The sequence below is a fragment of the Streptomyces sp. NPDC107546 genome (assembly GCF_055639175.1).
Genome location: NZ_JBVKBA010000064.1, coordinates 1 through 18,000, shown reverse-complemented (window position 1 = coordinate 18,000; position 18,000 = coordinate 1). Strand labels below are relative to the sequence as shown.

The window sequence follows — 18,000 nt, the reverse complement described above, 5'->3', positions numbered from 1 at the left end:
GAACGGACGCTTCCTTTGTACTCACCGGAGAGACTCACTCTCTCGGCTTTCCTCCGGGCGCTTCCCTTCGGTGTTTCCGACTCTATCAGATCTTTTCTCGATCCGATTCCCGGTCGGCGGGATTGTCTTGAGTCCGGGCTTTTCGGCCCCGACCTTTCGACATTCACTACGTTAGCCGATTCCCGTCGTCACTCATAATCGAGTTCTCCGAGTTCGAATTCCAGGCATGCGGGCACGCCGAAATCCGCCCTCTGAGAGGGAATCGCAGGTAGTGGGTTGGCCGCCTCGGCTGCTGGCTGAACGCCGTAACCGTTCCAGCGGCTCGGGATACATTACGCATCCTCCAGGGACGCGTCAACTTCGACGCCGTCGGGGCGTGCGGGCCCGATAGGGGCTCACCGTGGAGTCGTCGGCGACCCAGAAGGGCCATGGCTGGACGGCTCCGTCGCCGGCGACGTCGGTGCGCGGGTCGCTTCGTACCTGGTCAGGGGGCACCGGCGTGCCGGTCAGGATGCGCAGGGGGCTCGCCCGTGGTGCAGGCTTCCGTGCCGTCGAGGGCGCGGTCCACGCCCCGAGCCGTAGGCAGGCGGGCGGGACCTTTGGCTAGTTCTTTGTCGTTCCGGGCCGAGAGTCGACGCTTCCGAGCGAGCTCGGCGCCCTCGATGATCTCGCAACGCCGCAGGAGTCGGGCAGGCCCTTCTGGAGCACTCGCCCCTTCGGGCTTCGAGCGCGACGGCACACATCGCCACGAGGAGGCGGAGCCCTGCGGCAGGAGTACCGGGATGTCCTGATCGAATACGTGCGGACGGTCGTCGTGCAGGTCTGCGAACTCGTCGAGCTGATGCCAAGGGGCCGAGGGGTCCGAGGGTTCGAGTCGGGCCACTGCCCGATCACCTTCCGGAACCCGTGAGCGATGCGTGGCGGCCGGCTGAGGGGACGGTAGGCAACGACAGGGGCGCCCTACAGGGCGAGGTGTTCGGCGGCCTTGGGGAACTTGGTCTCCAGGGCGTCGAGGACATGCCGCAGCTGGGCCCGGACCGCCTCGGAATCGGGTTGTTCGAAGACGGTCCGCAGCAGCGTGGCGACCCCGGGCTGTGCGGACTTGGGAACCTGACAGAGCAGGTTGCGGGCGTAACGGGTGCGGCATCTTTGCCACGAGGCGCTGGGCGGCATGCGCCGATGGCGTCCACCAGGCCGGCGTGGGCTCGGAGATGACGAGCTGGACGCTGGTCAGACCGCGAGCGACGAGCGAGCGTAGGAAGGCCGGCCAGCCGGCGCCCTCTTCGGCGGTGGCGACGTCCAGGCCGAGGATCTCGCGGTGCTCGTCGGCGTTGACGCCGACCGCGACAGGGTCCATGCGGCGGCGAGTGCTGGACACGGGAACGCAGCGCACGCTCGACACGACGACCTTCTGGCCCAAACCTCCGCGCCGACTCGGCGGCGAGCCGCGAGCAAGGCGCACAGCGGCTCAGGCTCCGGCGGACGGCCTGGCTCTCGGGCTCAGTCGGTACGCCGAGACGGTTGGATCACCGGCGACGTAGAAGCGGTGCTGCCAGTCGTGGGCTTTACTCACGCCTACCCGAGGGCCGACCCGGATGAGCGCAGCAGGTACCTGCTCGCCCTCGCACAGCGCGACCGAGACGCCCGTCAGCAGGTCTGTGCCGTTGTGCTCTGCCGTGATGCCGAGCGCCTGGCAGAAGTTCCCCGGACCCCGTGCAAGGCGTGAGCTCTCGACCTTCGCCCCTCGCCGCTTGCGTGCCAGGTCTTCCCCTTCGATGACCCTGCCTGCGCGGATGAGGACGGCCGAGGCGATGCCGTCTGTTCCGGTGACGATGTTGGCGCACCAGTGGAGGCCGTGAGACCGGTAGACGTACAGGTGTCCTGCGGGTCCGAACATGACGGCGTTTCGGGGGGTTTTGCCTCGGTAAGCGTGGGAGGCGGGGTCGGCCGTACCCGAGTACGCCTCGGTCTCCGTGATGGTGATGCTCACGGTTCCCTCGGGAGTCTCGTGGGTGAGGACGGCACCGAGCAGCTTGGGGGCGACTTCTTCAGCAGGGCGAGCAAGGAGGGCGATATTCATGCTGACCGCCTTGACGTGCCATAGGTGAAGTAGACGTACACATGGCCGGGGGAACCGAACATCACGTCGTTGCGGGGGGTGCGTCCGCGACAGGCGTGGGAGCCGGGGTCGTTCGGACCGTCGTACGCCTCCACCTCTGTGAGGCGCAGCGCGATCGGACCGTCCGGTGTGGTGCGGACGAGGATGCGCCCCAGGAGGTCCGGCGCGGCCTCGAGTACCGGCCGGTCGAAGAACTCCCCGGGGAGGGGCGTACGGTCGGGGGTCGCGATCATGGCGTACGAGCGTAGTCCAGATGGGCGTGTGCCCAAGGGTGGTCGAGGGTCCTCGTCCTTGGAAGGGTTGGGAGGGTGGGACTCGGAACCGGCTCCTGGCCGTATCGCGTGTCTACGGATCTACGGATCGGACGGATCTACGGGGCTACGGGTCAAGACGTTGCCTGGGAGGGAAGATTTCATGGGGTTCAAGCGGCTGCTCGCGAGCCTGGGAGCCGGCGGCGCGTCGGTCGAGACGGTGCTGACCGAGGTCAATGTCGTGCCGGGCGGTGTCGTCCAGGGCGAGGTACGGATCCAGGGCGGGTCCGTCAACCAGGCGATCGAGGGCCTGAACGTCGGTCTGCAGGCCAAGGTCGAGGTCGAGAGCGGCGACGAGGAGTACCGGCAGAACATCGAGTTCACAAAGGTCCGCCTCGGTGGTGCCTTCGAGCTCCAGGCGGGCGCGGTGCACGCCGTGCCGTTCGGGCTGGAGATTCCCTGGGAGACTCCCGTCACCATGATCGACGGGCAGGCGCTGCGCGGGATGTACATCGGGGTGACGACCGAGCTGGAGATCGCGCGGGCCGTGGACTCGACCGACCTGGACCCGATCAACGTGCATCCGCTGCCCGCGCAGCAGGCGATCCTGGACGCGTTCATCCAGCTGGGCTTCCGCTTCAAGAGCGCGGACATGGAGCGCGGGCACATCCGGGGTACGCGGCAGACGCTGCCGTTCTACCAGGAGATCGAGTTCTTCCCGCCGTCGCAGTACCGCGGTCTGAACCAGGTCGAGTTGAGCTTCGTCGCCGACGCGTACGAGATGGACGTGATCCTGGAGATGGACAAGAAGCCGGGGCTGTTCAGCGAGGGCAGCGACTCGTACCGGGCCTTCAAGGTCGGTCTGAACGACTTCCAGGGCACCGACTGGGCCGCGTACCTCCATCAGTGGCTGTCGGAGGTCGGTAGCAAGCGCAGCTGGTTCTAGGCTCGGAACTGGAATCGGTTGATCCACTGACTTGGAGGTACCGAGGTGACCGAGCTCAAGAGGCCGCCGCTGCCGCATGACTTCCACCCGCCCGTGCCGTCGTTCACGGTGACGAGCGAGCACGTCGAGCCGGGTGCCAGGCTCAAGGAGGCCCAGGTCCACTCGGCCGGGAACACCTCGCCCCAGTTGCGCTGGGAGGGCTTCCCGCCGGAGACCAAGAGCTTCGCCGTGACCTGCTACGACCCGGACGCCCCGACGGGGAGCGGGTTCTGGCACTGGGTCCTGTTCGACATCCCGGCCTCGGTCACCGAGCTGCCGACGGGTGCGGGCAGCGGTAAGTTCGAAGGGCTGCCCGAGGGCGCGGTGCACGCGCGCAACGACTACGGGACGAAGGACTTCGGCGGTGCCGCGCCGCCGCCCGGGGACGGACCGCACCGGTATGTGTTCACGGTGTACGCCGTGGACCAGGAGAAGCTCGGTCCGAACTCGGACGCCTCTCCTGCCGTGGTCGGTTTCAACCTGCGGTTCCACACGCTGGCGCGCGCCCAGCTCATCGGTGAGTACGAGAATCCGGCCGCGGGCTGACGCAGGCCCCTGTAAAACTGACGTTCATTGAACGTTTGCCCGCCTCTGGTCTTGGAAGTGATCAGAGGCGGGCATTTTTTATTGCGTTGTCCATCTCGGCGTGCCCGGCCAGAGTTGATCCAGCCCGCCAGGGGGTGGGCAGGTGCGCACAGGAGGTGGGCTGGATGCGTGACACGCTGGTGCTGAACGCGAGCTTCGAGCCGCTGTCGACGGTGACGCTGAATCGAGCCGTCGTTCTGGTGCTGCAGGCCAAGGCCGTCGTCGAGCAGGCCCACCCCGAACTCCGTATGCGGGGCGCCGATGTGGACATACCGGCGCCCCGGGTCATCAGGCTCTGCAGGTACGTACGGGTGCCGTTCCGAAGACAAGCCCCGTGGTCGAGGCGGGGTGTCCTGGTGCGGGACCGGCACAGGTGCGCCTACTGCGGGAGGCGGGCGACGACCGTGGACCACGTGCTGCCGCGGTCGCAGGGTGGTGGCGACACCTGGCTGAACACGGTCGCCGCGTGTGCCGAGGACAACCACCGCAAGGCGAACCGGACTCCGGAGGAGGCAGGGATGACGCTGCTGCGGCAGCCGTTCGAGCCGACGCCGGCCGACGCGATGCTGCTGGCCCTCGGGCACGACGACTTCGAGGCGCTGCCGGAGTGGCTGTCGCAGAGCGCGGCGTAGTCCGTACGTAAGACGTGAGCTGGGGCCCGCCTTCCGGGGAAGGCGGGCCCCAGCTCGTGTGAAGGGCGTGGCGGTGCCGCTTCAGTCGATGGACGGCTTCTCGCGGCGTTCCGTGTTGGTGCCGCCGTTGTTCGGGGACGAGCCGGAAGAGCCGCCGCTGCCGCCCGAACCGCCTGCCAGAGGGCCGAAGTTGCCCATGGCGCCGGACAGGCCCTTGAGAGCGTCACCGATCTCGCTGGGGACGATCCAGAGTTTGTTGGCGTCGCCTTCGGCGATCTTCGGGAGCATCTGCAGGTACTGGTAGGAGAGCAGCTTCTGGTCCGGGTCACCGGCGTGGATCGCCTCGAAGACCGTACGCACGGCCTGGGCCTCGCCCTCGGCGCGCAGGGCGGCGGCCTTGGCCTCACCCTCGGCCTTGAGGATCGCGGACTGCTTCTCGCCCTCCGCGGTGAGGATGGCGGCCTGGCGCGTGCCTTCGGCGGTGAGGATCGCGGCGCGCTTGTCGCGGTCGGCGCGCATCTGCTTCTCCATCGAGTCCTGGATGGAGGTCGGGGGCTCGATCGCCTTCAGTTCGACGCGGTTGACGCGGATGCCCCACTTGCCGGTGGCCTCGTCGAGGACGCCCCGCAGGGCCGCGTTGATCTCCTCGCGGGAGGTCAGGGTGCGCTCGAGGTCCATGCCGCCGATGATGTTGCGCAGGGTGGTGACGGTGAGCTGCTCGATGGCCTGGATGTAGCTGGCGACCTCGTAGGTGGCGGCCCGGGCGTCGGTCACCTGGTAGTAGATGACGGTGTCGATGTTGACGACCAGGTTGTCCTGGGTGATCACCGGCTGGGGCGGGAACGGTACGACCTGTTCGCGCAGGTCGATGCGGTTGCGGATGGAGTCGATGAACGGGACCACGATGTTCAGGCCCGCGTTCAGTGTCCGTGTGTAGCGGCCGAAGCGCTCGACGATGGCCGCGCTCGCCTGGGGGATGACCTGGATCGTCTTGATCAGGGCGATGAAGACCAACACCACCAGAATGATCAGGACGATGACGACCGGTCCCATCGTGATTCCCTGCTTCCTTCTCCGCCTCGGCGCCTGTGGGATCTTACGGTTGTTGAAGATCTTGCTGGTCGAGTGTGACAGACCGTCGCGTACCTCGTGGGCTGTTCGGCGCAGTTGCGTCCTTCGAGGTCACATGATGATCGCCGTTGCCCCGTCGATGTCCACGACGTCGACTTCCTGGCCCGCGTCATAGGCGAGTTCGCTGTTGAGCGGTCGCGCCGACCAGACCTCACCGGCGAGCTTGATGCGGCCGCCGCTCGCGTCGACGCGTTCGAGGACGACGGCCTGCCTGCCCTTCAAGGCCTCGATGCCGGTGGCGAGTTGGGGTCGCTGGGCGCCGTGCCGGGCTGCGATGGGCCGGACCACGGCGATGAGCGCGACCGAGACGACGGCGAACACGGCGACCTGGAAGACCGCGCCGCCGCCGAGGCCATCGATCACGGCTGCCGCGACGGCACCCACCGCGAGCATCCCCAGCTCCGGCATCGCGGTGATCACCAGTCCGATGCCGAGCGCTGCCGCGCCGATCAGCCACCACACCCACGCGTCGATGTCCACACGGTCATGGTAGGACCGCCGGCACGACCGCGGACAGGGCGCAGAGGGCGGCGTGGACGGCTTCTTACCGAGGTTTGCGCGGGTCAGGACAGGGGCAGGCCCTGGGCCGTCCAGCGCTCGCCGACCTGCTCGACGACGAGCGGGAGGCCGAAGCACAGGGAGAGGTTGCGCGAGGTCAGCTCGAGCTCCAGGGGGCCGGCGGCGAGCACCTTGCCCTGGCGGATCATCAGGACGTGGGTGAAGCCGGGGGCGATCTCCTCGACGTGGTGGGTGACCATGATCATGGAGGGGGCGATCGGGTCGCGGGCGAGGCGGCCGAGCCGGCGTACGAGGTCCTCGCGGCCGCCGAGGTCGAGGCCGGCGGCGGGCTCGTCGAGGAGCAGCAGCTCGGGGTCGGACATCAGGGCACGGGCGATGAGGGTGCGCTTGCGCTCGCCCTCGGAGAGGGTGCCGAACTTGCGGTCGAGGTACTCGCTCATGCCGAGGCGGTCGAGGAAGGCGCGGGCACGCTGCTCGTCGACGTCCTCGTACTCCTCCTGCCAGCCGGCTGTCATGCCGTATGCGGCGGTCAGCACGGTCTGCAGGACGGTCTGGCGCTTGGGGAGCTTGTCGGCCATGGCGATGCCGGCCATGCCGATGCGGGGGCGCAGTTCGAAGACGTCGGTGCCGGGCTTGCCGAGGGTCTCGCCGAGGATGGTGGCGGTGCCCTTGCTGGGGTAGAGGTAGCTGGAGGCGACGTTCAGGAGGGTGGTCTTGCCGGCGCCGTTGGGGCCGAGGATGACCCAGCGCTCGCCCTCCTTGACCGACCAGGAGACCTGGTCCACCAGAGCCCGGCCCTCGCGGACCACGGATACGTCCTGAAGCTCCAGAACATCGCTCATGAGCGCGTTGTCTCCCCTTGCAGTGTCGCCTGTGTCGGCTCTCGCGTGCGCCTGTGGGCGCGGTCCGCCACGCCGGTGGGCGCAGCCCCCCACGAAATCTACGCCACCGGTCGCCCGGCCTATTCCATAGGTCCGCTCCTTAGGGTGGGGGCATGCTCTCGGAACCACGCTCAGGACGGCTGGCCGCATGGGGAAATGCCCTTTTGGCCGGACTTGTTTCGCCGGACGACGCCGCGTCCGCCATCGTCGGGGAGGATGCGGTGCATCGGGTGGAGGGGTTGCCGGGTGAGTCGGCGCCCGTCGGTCTCACGCTCGCGCTGGGGCGGCTGCGCACGCTCGGGGTGACCGGGCTGCGGGTGGCGCTGCCCGCGCCGGGGCATCCGCTGGGGCTGAGCGGGCCGCCGGAGTTCAATGCGCGGGCGCTGGACGCCGAGGAGGCGGTGGTCTGCTACGGGGCCGCCTTCGGGCTGGTGCCTTCGGTGGCCGAGGCGGGGCCGGAGGGCGATCTGCACGTGGAGGTCGTCTGGCAGTGTCTGCCCGTGCGGGAGGCGCCGCCCGCCGATGTGCCGTCTCTCGGGGAGGCCGAGCGGGAGCTGGCGGAGGCTCTGCGCGAGGCGACGGAGGTGTTGTCGCGGCTGGATGTGGCGGGCTCGGGGCCGGTGGCGGAGGCGGCGATCGACGCCTACCGGGCGCGAGTCGATGGGGCGGCGGGCGGGAGGGGACGGGAGGTGCTGGCGCCGGGGTATCCGCCGCGGGCGGTGCGGGTGCTGGAGATGGCCCAGCGGGTGGCTTTGCTGCTGTCCCTGGCGTACCAGAACGGGCACGGTGGGGCGGTGAGCGCCTCGGAGATGGCGGCGCGGGCGCAGGCGCTGCGGCCGGTGGAGCGGACGGCCCGGCGGGCGCAGGTCGCTGCGTACAACTCCGTTGTGGAGCAGCGGGAGCGGGGGTGACCGCCGGGTTGGCCTGTGCCCGGGGGCGCGGTGGCCGTCCCTGTGGGCTCCGCCCTCAGGCCCCCGTCGGCCTGAACGGCCTCGTCCTCACACGTCGGACGGACTGGAATCGCCTGGCCTCAGCCACGAGGCGCGAGGCAGGAGGCGCGACGGGGACTCCTTGTACTGTCCGAGGCCCCGAGGCCAGGTCGCAGTCCCCGGATGCTCCCCCCAGAGCCCCGCGCCCCGAACAGCCTCGTCCTCACACGTCGGACGGGCTGGAATCGCCTCGCCTCGGCTGGTAGTAGAGGACACGTCGGCCTCCCGGACGTGGTGTCCAGGAGGCCGGGGAGGCAGGTGTCGGGTCTCAGGGCTCAGTGGTTGAGGCCCAGGTTGCCGAAGGCCGGGTTCAGGGCGCCGATCACGTTGACCGTGTTGCCGACCACGTTCACCGGGACGTGGACCGGGGCCTGGATGACGTTGCCGGAGATGACGCCCGGGGAGCCCACCGCCCTGCCGTCGGCGTGGGCCGAGTGGGCGGAGGCCATACCCGTGCCGGCGGCGAGCAGACCGCCGGCCACCATCGTCACGGCTGCGGCCTTCTTCAGGTTCTTCACTTCCGAGTCCTCCTTGCGATCACTGCGGCAGGTCCGCAGCACGCCTTGGAGAACGGCCGAGATCCACTGAGGATGCGCCACCCGGGTGACATACACCCGACGGTATGAAGATCCGCTCAGCCGTTAACGCCGTGCCGTACCGCCCACAGCGCCGCCTGCGTACGGTCGGCCAGGTCCAGCTTCATCAGGATGTTCGAGACGTGGGTCTTGACCGTCTTCTCGGACAGCACCAGGGCTCGGGCGATCTCACGGTTGGAGCGGCCGTCCGCGATCAGGGCCAGCACCTCCCGTTCCCGCTCGGTGAGTGATCCCGCTCTGCCCTGGCCGGCGCCCGCCTCCTCCTGGGACAGCAGCGCGCCCGCGACCTCCGACTGGAGGAGGACGTGGCCCGCGTGCACCGAGCGGATGGCTCCGGCCAGCGCGTCGGGGTCCACGTCCTTGTACACGTACCCGGCGGCGCCCGCGCGCAGTGCGGGCACCACCGTGCGCTGCTCGGTGAAGCTGGTGACGATCAGCACGCGCGCGGGGTTGTCGAGTTCGCGGAGCTTGCGCAGCGCGTCGATGCCGTCCATCCCCGGCATCTTGATGTCCATGAGAACCACGTCCGGGTGCAGTTCCCGGGCTTGGGCGACCCCTTCGGCGCCGTCGGCGGCCTCTCCCACGACCTCGATGTCGTCCTGCACCTCCAGGAAGGTGCGCAGTCCGCGGCGGACCACCTGGTGGTCGTCGACGAGCAGCACCTTGATTGCGTCAGCCACCAGGGACCTCCATCTCGATCGTGGTGCCCTTCCCGGGCTCCGATTCCACGGTCAGCGCGCCGCCGACCCCGCTCGCCCGGTCGCGCATGGAGACCAGTCCGAGGTGGCGCCCCGCCCGGCGTATCGCCCGGGGGTCGAATCCGCTGCCGTCGTCCATGACGCGCAGCACGGCGCCCGGGCCGCGCTTCTCCAGGGTGACGTCCACCCGCTCGGCCCCCGAGTGCCGCAGGGCGTTGTGCAGGGCCTCCTGGGCGACGCGCAGCAGCGCCTCCTCCTGGGCGGCCGGCAGGGCCCGTACGCCACGGGTGGAGAAGGTCACGCGCGCGGTGTGGGCGCGGTCGAGGACCTGGACCTGGGTGCGCAGGGTGGCGACCAGGCCGTCCTCGTCGAGGGCCGCCGGGCGCAACTCGACGACGGCGGCGCGCAGCTCGTCGGCGGCCTCCGCGGCGAGCGCCGCCACCTGCTGCAGCTCGCCCTTGGCCCGCCCGGGGTCGCGGTCGACCAGGGCGGCCGCCGCCTGGGCGGTCAGGCGCAGGGAGAAGAGCTTCTGGCTGACCGCGTCGTGCAGCTCGTGCGCCAGCCGTGAGCGCTCCTCGGCGATGGTCAGCTCGCGGCTGCGCTCGTACAACCGGGCGTTGGTGAGGGCGATCGCGGCGTGCTGGGCGAGGATCGACAGCAGTTCCTCGTCGTCCTCGGTGAAGCCGCAGCCGCCTTCCGGTTTCGGGCACTTCTTGTTCGCGAGGAACAGCGCGCCGATGATCTCGTCGCCGTCGCGGATGGGCAGGCCCAGGAAGTCGGACATCTCCGGGTGGGCGCTCGGCCAGCCCTCGAAGCGGCGGTCCTCGCGAACGTCGGCGAGCCGCTCCGGCTTCGCCTCGTGCAGCATCGCGGCGAGGATGCCGTGCTGGCGTGGCAGCGGGCCGATGGCCTTCCACTGCTCGTCGGAGACGCCGTCCACGACGAACTGGGCGAAGCCGCCGTGGTCGTCCGGTACGCCGAGCGCCGCGTACTCCGCGTCGAGCAGCTCGCGGGCCGAGGCGACGATCGTCTTCAGGACGTCGCGCACCTCGAGGTGCCTGCTCATGGCCAGCAGCGCGGAGCTGACCGCGTACAGGCCCGACCGGGGTCCATGGCTCATGACCTCACCGTACCGGTGAGGTGTGACAGTGCGTATCCGACGAGTGGCGGCCCTGTCTGGTCCGCCGGACCTAGGGCCAAGGGCCAAGGGCCAAGGGCCCTGGTGGTCTGCACGAGCCGGAGGCCCCCATCTACTGATGCTGGAGGCGGCGGCGGTGTGGGAGGCGATCGACCGCTGATACGGGCAGGCGCCGGCCGGGCGGTATCTCTGGCACGAACTCGGTGACGCCCATCTCATCGTGCCGCCGAAAGCCCCTCACTCAGAGCATTGCTCCAGCAACTCGCGGTAAGACCGGGGCGAGGGGAATGTGAGGCCGCGCATAGGACCTACGTCACGTACGAAGGAGCTTAGGAGACCAAGAACAAGCTCGTGAGCGGGGTTGAAGGGTCGATCTGCCCCGTTCTGCCGTTCCTCGGACCACTATCCGGGGTAGTACGTCACACCTTTGCCCAGCGATTTTGCGGCCGCTAAGAATTGCTTCCGTCGCTCGGCGCCGCGGTCTCGTACCCGCGGCGCTTGTGCTGGAAACACCTGTTCTTCCGCCGGCGCCAGAGCGACCTCCGCGCAATTCGAAGAGGTCAATCAGCAATGCCCAAGAACATTCTCGGTCGCGCTCGTGCGCTCACCCAGACCCACAAGCTCGCCATCGCCGGTACGGCCACTCTCGGTGCCGCGGCCCTCGCGTTCACCGCCGTGCCGAGCGAGGCGCAGACCCCCGCGCACGAAGCGACCGTCGCGTCGGCCCCGGTGTCGGTCGGCAACCAGCCGGCCAAGACCCTCAAGGTCGCCGTCACCGACCAGATGGCCTCCGCGGGCCTGAAGGCCGAGGCCATCGCCGCGAAGCAGAAGGCCGCCCAGGGCGCCGTCAAGAAGCAGGTGCAGCAGAAGGCCCAGCAGGCCGCCCAGCAGCGTCCGGCCCAGCAGGCCGCGAACCGCTCCGCGCAGCGTCCCGCGGCGCAGCCGGTCGCCGCGAAGACCTACGCCAACAACCTGGACGGCTGGGTCCGCCAGTCCCTCGACATCATGAGGCAGAACGGGATTCCGGGTTCGTACAACGGTCTGTACCGCAACATCATGCGGGAGTCGTCCGGCAACCCGGCGGCGATCAACAACTGGGACATCAACGCCCGCAACGGCATCCCCTCCAAGGGGCTGCTCCAGGTCATCGACCCGACCTTCCGCGCGTACCACGTTCCCGGCACCTCGTGGAACATCTACGACCCGGTCGCCAACATCACCGCCGCCGCCAACTACGCGGCGCACCGGTACGGCTCGATGGACAACGTGAACAGCGCGTACTGAGGCCGCGCGGACCTCGGTCGCACCAGTCGCGTGCGGTCACATGGAGCCAAAGGGCGGCACCCTGCAGGGTGCCGCCCTTCCGCGTGGTCCCGGCTGTACGGACCGGCTACTTGCGCATGACCTCCGGCTCGTGGCGGCGCAGGAAGCGGGCCACCAGGAAGCCGCAGACCGCACCCAGGACGATCAGGGCGACCATGTCGAGGGTCCAGGCCCCGGCCGTGTGGTTCCACAGCGGGTCCGTGCTGGTCGGGTCGTCCGTGTTCGGCGCGATGTTGTTGAAGTCCAGCGTCGCACCGGCGGCGCCGACCGCCCAGCGGGACGGCATCAGGTACGAGAACTCGTTGACGCCGTGCGTGCCGTGCAGGGTGAAGAGGCAGCCGGTGAAGACCACCTGGATGATCGCGAACATGACCAGCAGCGGCATGGTCTTCTCCGCGGTCTTCACCAGGGCGGAGATGACCAGACCGAACATCATCGAGCTGAAGCCCAACGCCATGATCGGCAGGCACAGCTCGAACAGCGTGACGTTGCCGAGGACGACGCCCTGCGCGGGGATCTCCCGGCTGGAGAAGCCGATCAGACCGACCATGAGGCCCTGCAGCACGGTGATGACGCCGAGCACGAACACCTTCGACATCAGGTACGCGGAACGCGACAGGCCGGTGGCGCGTTCCCGCTCGTAGATGACCCGTTCCTTGATCAGCTCGCGGACGGAGTTGGCGGCGCCCGCGAAGCACGCGCCGACCGCGAGTATCAACAGGACCGTGGTGGCGGTGCCGTTCGGGACGTGGATGCCGGTCCTGGGATTGACCGGGTTGACCAGCAGGCCCCTGTTGTGGTCGATGAGCAGACTCACCGCGCCGAGCACCGCCGGGAGGATGACCGTCAGCGCCAGGAAGCCCTTGTCTGAGGCGATGACCGCGACGTACCGCCGGATCAGGGTGCCGAACTGGGACAGCCAGCCCTGCGGCTTGGCCGGCTTGATCGCCTGCGGCGGCGGCATGTGCACCGACTGCGGGGCGACGGCGTCGATGTCCGCGGCGTACAGCCGGTAGTGCTCCGAGCCCTTCCAACGGCCCGCCCAGTCGTAGTCCCGGTAGTTCTCGAAGGCGGAGAACACATCGGCCCAGGTGTCGTAGCCGAAGAAGTTCAGTGCCTCCTCCGGCGGGCCGAAGTAGGCGACGGAGCCGCCCGGTGCCATCACGAGCAGCTTGTCGCACAGCGCCAGCTCGGCCACCGAGTGGGTGACGACGAGGACGGTGCGGCCGTCGTCGGCGAGGCCGCGCAGCAGCTGCATGACGTCCCGGTCCATGCCCGGGTCGAGACCGGAGGTCGGCTCGTCCAGGAAGATCAGCGACGGCTTGGTGAGCAGCTCGAGGGCCACCGAGACGCGCTTGCGCTGACCGCCGGACAAGGAGGTGACCTTCTTGTCCTTGTGGACGTCCAGCTTCAGCTCGCGCAGCACCTCGTCGATGCGGTCCTGGCGCTCGGCGGCCGTGGTGTCGGCCGGGAAGCGCAGCTTGGCCGCGTACTTGAGGGCCTTCTTGACGCTCAGCTCCTTGTGCAGGATGTCGTCCTGCGGGACCAGGCCGATGCGCTGGCGCAGCTCGGCGAACTGCTTGTACAGGTTCCGGTTGTCGTAGAGGACGTCGCCCTCGTTGGCGGGGCGGTAGCCGGTGAGCGCCTTCAGCAGCGTGGACTTGCCGGAACCGGAGGGGCCGATGACCGCGATGAGCGACTTCTCCGGGACGCCGAAGGAGACGTCCTTGAGGATCTGCTTGCCGCCGTCGACCGTGACCGTGAGGTGGCGGGCGGAGAAGGAGATCTCACCGGTGTCGACGAACTCCTCGAGCCGGTCCCCGACCAGACGGAACGTCGAGTGGCCCACGCCGACGATGTCGTTCGGGCCGAGCAGCGCCGAGCCGCCCTTGCCGATCGGCATACCGTTGACGAACGTGCCGTTGTGCGAGCCCAGGTCGCGGATCTCGAAGCGGCCGTCGGGCGTGGCGTGGAACTCGGCGTGGTGGCGGGAGACCTGCAGGTCGGAGACGACCAGGTCGTTCTCGAGCGCACGGCCGATGCGCATCACCCGGCCGAGGGCGAGCTGGTGGAACGTGGTCGGGCTGCGGTCCCCGTAGACCGGCGGCGCCCCCGCGCCACCACCGGGGCTCTGCTGCTGCGGGATCTGCACAGCCGCCTGCTGCGGCTGCTGCCAGGCGGGCTGGGACCCCTGCGGCTGCCGGGTCTGCGGCTGCGGTGCCTGCTGGGCCCAGCCGGGGCCGGCGGCCTGGGCCGCGTACGGCTGCTGCTGGGGCTGGGCCTGCGGCGCCGCGACGGCGGCCGGGGCGCCGGACAGGGCCAGGCGCGGTCCGTCGGTGGCGTTCCCCAGGTGCACGGCCGAGCCGGGGCCGATCTCCACCTGGTGGATCCGCTGTCCCTGCACGAACGTGCCGTTGGTGCTGCCGTGGTCCTCGATGACCCAACTGCGGCCGTTGAAGCTGATCGTGGCATGGCGCCAGGAGACCCTGGCGTCGGTGAGCACGATGTCCCCCTGTGGATCACGTCCCAGGGTGTACGTCCTGGACGCGTCGAGCGTCCAGCTGCGTCCGTTCAATTCCAGTACGAGTTCAGGCACTCCATGCCCCAGTGAGTTGTCCCCCGAATTGCCCCCATCACGGGGAGTCTAGGGATGTCGAACATCGTGGGGAACTATTTCAGGCGCGGCCCTCTGACCGAAACTCGGGCCTGGCGGAAGGGGCGTAGACGCACTGGTACGCGCGCCGTTGACGGGGCGGAAACCCGGTCGGAGAGTGGTAATCCACGCGAGGGGGGACAACCGCGGTGCATTGCCGCGGTGTGGATCGGGGGCTGACCATGGGCATCGAGGCCGCGCGCAACGGTGGGAGGCTGCCGTGGACGGACGTTCTGCTGTCCGCGATCGCCTCGGTGAGCTGGGCGTTGATCGGGATGGCGGGGACGGCGGCGCTCGGTCTGCATCTGCTCCGTGCGGACGCGGCGGGCTCGCTCGGGCCGATGACCGCGGCGGTGGTGGCCCTCGGGGCGAACGGGACGGTGACGCCGTCCGGGAACGTGTCGGCGTTCGGGCTGAAAGGCGCGGACGCGACCACCGCCATCAATATCACGCCGCTCGGCGTGAGCTTGGTGGGTGCGCTCCTGCTGTGCTGGCTTTTCCTGAGGTCCTTACGCCCGGCGGGAGTTGGGGGTGGCCTTTCCGAACTCCTCGTGCGAGCGGGCGCGGTGGTCGTGCTGTTCGTCACGATGCTCGGCGGTCTGGCATGGGCCGGCCATGACGTCATCACCATCGACGGGGGCGCGCTCGGGCTCGACGGCCTGCCGGGCGGGGGCGGCGGCCTCGACATCCCCGGCCTGGGGGACGTCGGAGGGCTGCTGCCGGACCGGGTCGGCGATCTGATCCAGGCTCGGGCCGCGGTCGGCTTCACCGTCGATACGGTGCCCACGCTGCTGGGGGGCGCCGTATGGGCGGCCGCTGTCCTGGTGATCGCGCTGCTCGCGTCCCGACGCACACCGCTGCCACGCGGCTGGGAGGCGGTGCACCGGGTGGTGCGTCCGGCCGCGTCCGCGCTGGTGACGGTGTTGCTGGTCGCGGTGGTCGCCGGGCTCGCGGCCGCGGCGTACGCGGCGATCGGCGACAACCGTCCGACGCGGATCGCCGGGGCAGCGCTGCTCGGCGCCCCCAACGGTGCCTGGCTGGGTGTGCCGGTCGGCCTGTTCGTGCCGTGGCACGGCAGGGCCGGCGGCGGATTGGTGAACCTGCTGCCCGACCCGCTGGGCCGGCTGCTGAGCGTGGGGACGGACCAGCCCGTCACGCTGGGGCGCCTGGCCGATCTGGACGGCAGGGCGTGGCTGCTGGCCGTCGCCGCGGCACTCATGATGCTCTTCGCGGGCGTGCTGACGGCGGCGCGTACGCCACTCGTACGAGCCCGGGATGCGGCACACCGCCCCGGTGCGTCCGGTGCGCTCGTACGGGGCGCGGGTCCGCTCGGCTTCGCAGGGCACTGCGCGCTGCGGCTCGGGATCGTGACGGCGCTGGCGCTGCCGCTGCTGGTCCGGCTGGCGGAGGTGTCGGTGGACGCCTCGCTTTCGGTGCTCGGTCTCGACGCGTTCGGCGCGGCGATCGAGTTGCACGGGCGGCTGGGCATGGCACTGCTGCTGGGTGCGGTGTGGGGCGCGGGAGCGGGGGCCGCCGGGGCACTGCTGGCGTACGGGACGGGAACGGCGGGGAGCCGGGTGGCGCCACTGGCACGGGGTGACGCGGGGCTGCCGGAGCCCCCGCGGTATGCGCCGGCCCCGCAGTCATCGGGTCCCTACACCCCGAGCAGGCCGTACCGTCCGCCGAACCCGGGCACGAACCCCTACCTGCAGCTGCCGGAAGGACTGCGCGAGCCTGAGGACGCGCGGCCGGGCAGCGCCCCGCGGGAGGGCGGGCGGCGTGGCAGTGCCCCGACCGGAACCACGCCACCTCGGAGCGCGCCGCCTGACGGCACGCAGGGCGGGAGCGCCCCCATCGAAGGTGCCCCGCCCGACGGGCCGCCCTCGGAAGCCGCGCCGTCCCCTCCCACCGATGTCTATGGCGCGCCCACCGTGGTCCAGCCGATCGAGCCGCCGCAACGGCCGGCCCGCAGGGCTCCGTCGTCCTCCGACCGGTGGCCGCCCCCGCCGCCTCCCCCACCGCCACCCGACCGGCCCCGCGGGCGGCGCTGACCAGGCCGAGGTCGACACCGGTCGGCCGCGCCCATGGCCTGCGCTTTCGCCGCCGGGTAACACGTACGCCATCCGTGCGCAACCCAGTGTTCCCCGTCCGCTGGGCGGACCAGGCAGGCGGTGCGCACGGGGCGCCGGATACGGTGGAAGCACCATGAGCGCTGTGCAGACCTCCGACGCCCCCACTCTCCTTGTCAAGATCTTCGGCAAGGACCGGCCCGGCCTGACCGCGGGCCTGTTCGACACCCTGGCCACCTACAAGGTCGACGTCGTCGACATCGAGCAGGTCGTCACCCGGGGCCGGATGGTGCTGTGCGCCCTGGTGACCGTGCCCCCGTCCGGGCTCGAGGGCGATCTGCGGGCCACCGTCCACACCTGGGCGGAGTCGATGAAGATGCAGGCGGAGATCATCTCCGGCATCGGCGACAACCGTCCGCGCGGCCTCGGCCGCTCCCTCGTCACCGTCCTCGGCCATCCGCTCACCGCCCACGCCACGGCCGCGATCGCCGCCCGCATCGCGGCCGCCGGGGGCAACATCGACCGTGTCTTCCGGCTCGCCAAGTACCCGGTGACCGCGGTCGAGTTCGCCGTGTCCGGGGTGGAGACCGAGCCGCTGCGCACGGCTCTGGTGACCGACGCCGCAGCACTCGGTGTCGACGTCGCCGTCGTCGCGGCGGGGCTGCACCGGCGGGCCCAGCGGCTGGTCGTGATGGACGTGGACTCCACGCTCATCCAGGACGAGGTCATCGAGCTGTTCGCCGCGCACGCCGGCTGCGAGGCGGAGGTCGCCGAGGTGACGGCGGCCGCCATGCGCGGCGAGCTGGACTTCGAGCAGTCGCTGCACGCGCGCGTGGCGCTGCTGAAGGGGCTCGACGCGTCGGTGGTGGACAAGGTGCGCGCCGAGGTCCGGCTCACTCCGGGCGCGCGAACCCTGATCCGCACGCTGAAACGACTCGGCTTCCAAGTGGGTGTCGTCTCGGGCGGCTTCACCCAGGTCACGGACGATCTGAAGGAGCGGCTCGGGCTTGATTTCGCGCAGGCCAACACCCTGGAGATCGTCGACGGGAAGCTGACCGGCAAGGTCGTCGGGGAGATCGTGGACCGCGCGGGCAAGGCGCGGCTGCTGCGCCGGTTCGCCGCCGAGGCGGGGGTGCCACTGGCGCAGACCGTGGCGATCGGTGACGGGGCCAACGACCTCGACATGCTGAACGCGGCGGGTCTGGGCGTCGCCTTCAACGCCAAGCCCGTCGTCCGCGAGGCCGCGCACACCGCGGTGAACTTCCCCTTCCTGGACACCGTCCTGTACCTGCTCGGTGTCAGCCGGGAAGAGGTCGAGGCGGCGGACGCGCACGACGACGGTCTCTGACGGCCGTGGAGGGAGGGGAAGGGCGGGGAACACACGGGAGCGAGGAGAAGGGGGGAGAAAACGAGGGGGGAAAATCTCCGTAG

14 protein-coding genes and 4 pseudogenes are annotated in these 18,000 nt (G+C 70.0%); 7 read left to right on the top strand and 11 right to left on the bottom strand.

What is annotated here, in order from left to right:
* Nucleotides 1-354: 354 nt before the first annotated feature.
* The 4 genes and pseudogenes from ACZ7L1_RS38355 to ACZ7L1_RS38340 all read right to left on the bottom strand — a co-directional run.
* A pseudogene (locus ACZ7L1_RS38355) lies at nucleotides 355-691 on the bottom strand (DNA-3-methyladenine glycosylase); the annotation flags it as partial.
* Nucleotides 692-969: 278 nt separating this feature from the next.
* A pseudogene (locus ACZ7L1_RS38350) lies at nucleotides 970-1,348 on the bottom strand (transposase); the annotation flags it as partial.
* A 120-nt stretch (nucleotides 1,349-1,468) separates the two neighbouring features.
* A complete protein-coding gene (locus tag ACZ7L1_RS38345) occupies nucleotides 1,469-2,080 on the bottom strand; it encodes a DNA-3-methyladenine glycosylase (RefSeq protein WP_471444220.1) in 612 nt (203 codons plus the stop codon).
* Nucleotides 2,081-2,097: 17 nt separating this feature from the next.
* Nucleotides 2,098-2,352 (bottom strand): annotated as a pseudogene (locus ACZ7L1_RS38340) (DNA-3-methyladenine glycosylase); the annotation flags it as partial.
* A gap of 181 nt (nucleotides 2,353-2,533) precedes the next feature.
* Here ACZ7L1_RS38340 and ACZ7L1_RS38335 point away from each other — a divergent pair.
* From ACZ7L1_RS38335 to ACZ7L1_RS38325, 3 genes are all read left to right on the top strand, one after another.
* Nucleotides 2,534-3,316 (top strand): sporulation protein, encoded by a 783-nt coding sequence (locus ACZ7L1_RS38335; protein ID WP_471444217.1) that lies wholly within the window; start codon nucleotides 2,534-2,536, stop codon nucleotides 3,314-3,316.
* Between the two features lie 45 nt (nucleotides 3,317-3,361).
* A complete protein-coding gene (locus ACZ7L1_RS38330; RefSeq protein ID WP_471444216.1) occupies nucleotides 3,362-3,901 on the top strand; it encodes a YbhB/YbcL family Raf kinase inhibitor-like protein in 540 nt (179 codons plus the stop codon).
* 164 nt (nucleotides 3,902-4,065) lie between these two features.
* Entirely contained in the window at nucleotides 4,066-4,572 is a 507-nt protein-coding gene (locus ACZ7L1_RS38325) for an HNH endonuclease (protein WP_471444214.1), read from the top strand.
* Between the two features lie 81 nt (nucleotides 4,573-4,653).
* Here ACZ7L1_RS38325 and ACZ7L1_RS38320 read toward each other — a convergent pair whose 3' ends face one another.
* The 3 genes and pseudogenes from ACZ7L1_RS38320 to ACZ7L1_RS38310 all read right to left on the bottom strand — a co-directional run.
* Nucleotides 4,654-5,625, bottom strand: coding sequence for an SPFH domain-containing protein (locus ACZ7L1_RS38320; RefSeq protein WP_471444212.1), 972 nt, complete (start codon nucleotides 5,623-5,625; stop codon nucleotides 4,654-4,656).
* Between the two features lie 129 nt (nucleotides 5,626-5,754).
* Nucleotides 5,755-6,183 carry an NfeD family protein gene (locus ACZ7L1_RS38315; RefSeq protein ID WP_471444210.1) on the bottom strand — a complete coding sequence of 143 codons (429 nt, stop codon included), beginning with the start codon at nucleotides 6,181-6,183 and terminating at the stop codon, nucleotides 5,755-5,757.
* Nucleotides 6,184-6,533: 350 nt separating this feature from the next.
* A pseudogene (locus ACZ7L1_RS38310) lies at nucleotides 6,534-7,064 on the bottom strand (ABC transporter ATP-binding protein); the annotation flags it as partial.
* A 152-nt stretch (nucleotides 7,065-7,216) separates the two neighbouring features.
* On the opposite strand from ACZ7L1_RS38310, the gene ACZ7L1_RS38305 reads away from it, so the two are divergent.
* Nucleotides 7,217-8,014, top strand: a complete 798-nt coding sequence (locus ACZ7L1_RS38305) for a hypothetical protein (protein ID WP_471444209.1) — start codon at nucleotides 7,217-7,219, stop codon at nucleotides 8,012-8,014.
* A 353-nt stretch (nucleotides 8,015-8,367) separates the two neighbouring features.
* Here ACZ7L1_RS38305 and ACZ7L1_RS38300 read toward each other — a convergent pair whose 3' ends face one another.
* The 3 genes from ACZ7L1_RS38300 to ACZ7L1_RS38290 all read right to left on the bottom strand — a co-directional run bounded on the left by ACZ7L1_RS38300 (nucleotide 8,368) and on the right by ACZ7L1_RS38290 (nucleotide 10,506).
* On the bottom strand, nucleotides 8,368-8,610 hold the full coding sequence (locus ACZ7L1_RS38300) for a chaplin (protein ID WP_471444207.1): 243 nt from the start codon (nucleotides 8,608-8,610) through the stop codon (nucleotides 8,368-8,370).
* A 116-nt stretch (nucleotides 8,611-8,726) separates the two neighbouring features.
* A complete protein-coding gene (locus tag ACZ7L1_RS38295) occupies nucleotides 8,727-9,368 on the bottom strand; it encodes a response regulator (RefSeq protein WP_471444204.1) in 642 nt (213 codons plus the stop codon).
* On the bottom strand, nucleotides 9,361-10,506 hold the full coding sequence (locus tag ACZ7L1_RS38290) for a GAF domain-containing sensor histidine kinase (protein WP_471444203.1): 1,146 nt from the start codon (nucleotides 10,504-10,506) through the stop codon (nucleotides 9,361-9,363). The genes ACZ7L1_RS38295 and ACZ7L1_RS38290 overlap by 8 nt, the downstream gene beginning before the upstream one ends.
* 588 nt (nucleotides 10,507-11,094) lie before the next feature.
* On the opposite strand from ACZ7L1_RS38290, the gene ACZ7L1_RS38285 reads away from it, so the two are divergent.
* Entirely contained in the window at nucleotides 11,095-11,808 is a 714-nt protein-coding gene (locus tag ACZ7L1_RS38285) for a transglycosylase SLT domain-containing protein (RefSeq protein WP_471444201.1), read from the top strand.
* A 106-nt stretch (nucleotides 11,809-11,914) separates the two neighbouring features.
* On the opposite strand, the gene ACZ7L1_RS38280 is transcribed toward ACZ7L1_RS38285, so the two are convergent.
* Nucleotides 11,915-14,443, bottom strand: coding sequence for an ABC transporter ATP-binding protein/permease (locus tag ACZ7L1_RS38280; protein WP_471444199.1), 2,529 nt, complete (start codon nucleotides 14,441-14,443; stop codon nucleotides 11,915-11,917).
* A gap of 239 nt (nucleotides 14,444-14,682) precedes the next feature.
* Between ACZ7L1_RS38280 and ACZ7L1_RS38275 the strand changes: the two genes are divergently transcribed.
* Both ACZ7L1_RS38275 and serB read left to right on the top strand, forming a co-directional pair.
* The gene (locus ACZ7L1_RS38275; RefSeq protein WP_471444221.1) at nucleotides 14,683-16,551 is read left to right on the top strand and encodes a streptophobe family protein; all 1,869 of its coding nucleotides are present in this window, start codon (nucleotides 14,683-14,685) and stop codon (nucleotides 16,549-16,551) included.
* A gap of 154 nt (nucleotides 16,552-16,705) precedes the next feature.
* The gene (gene serB, locus ACZ7L1_RS38270; protein WP_471444198.1) at nucleotides 16,706-17,917 is read left to right on the top strand and encodes a phosphoserine phosphatase SerB; all 1,212 of its coding nucleotides are present in this window, start codon (nucleotides 16,706-16,708) and stop codon (nucleotides 17,915-17,917) included.
* Nucleotides 17,918-18,000 lie beyond the last annotated feature (83 nt).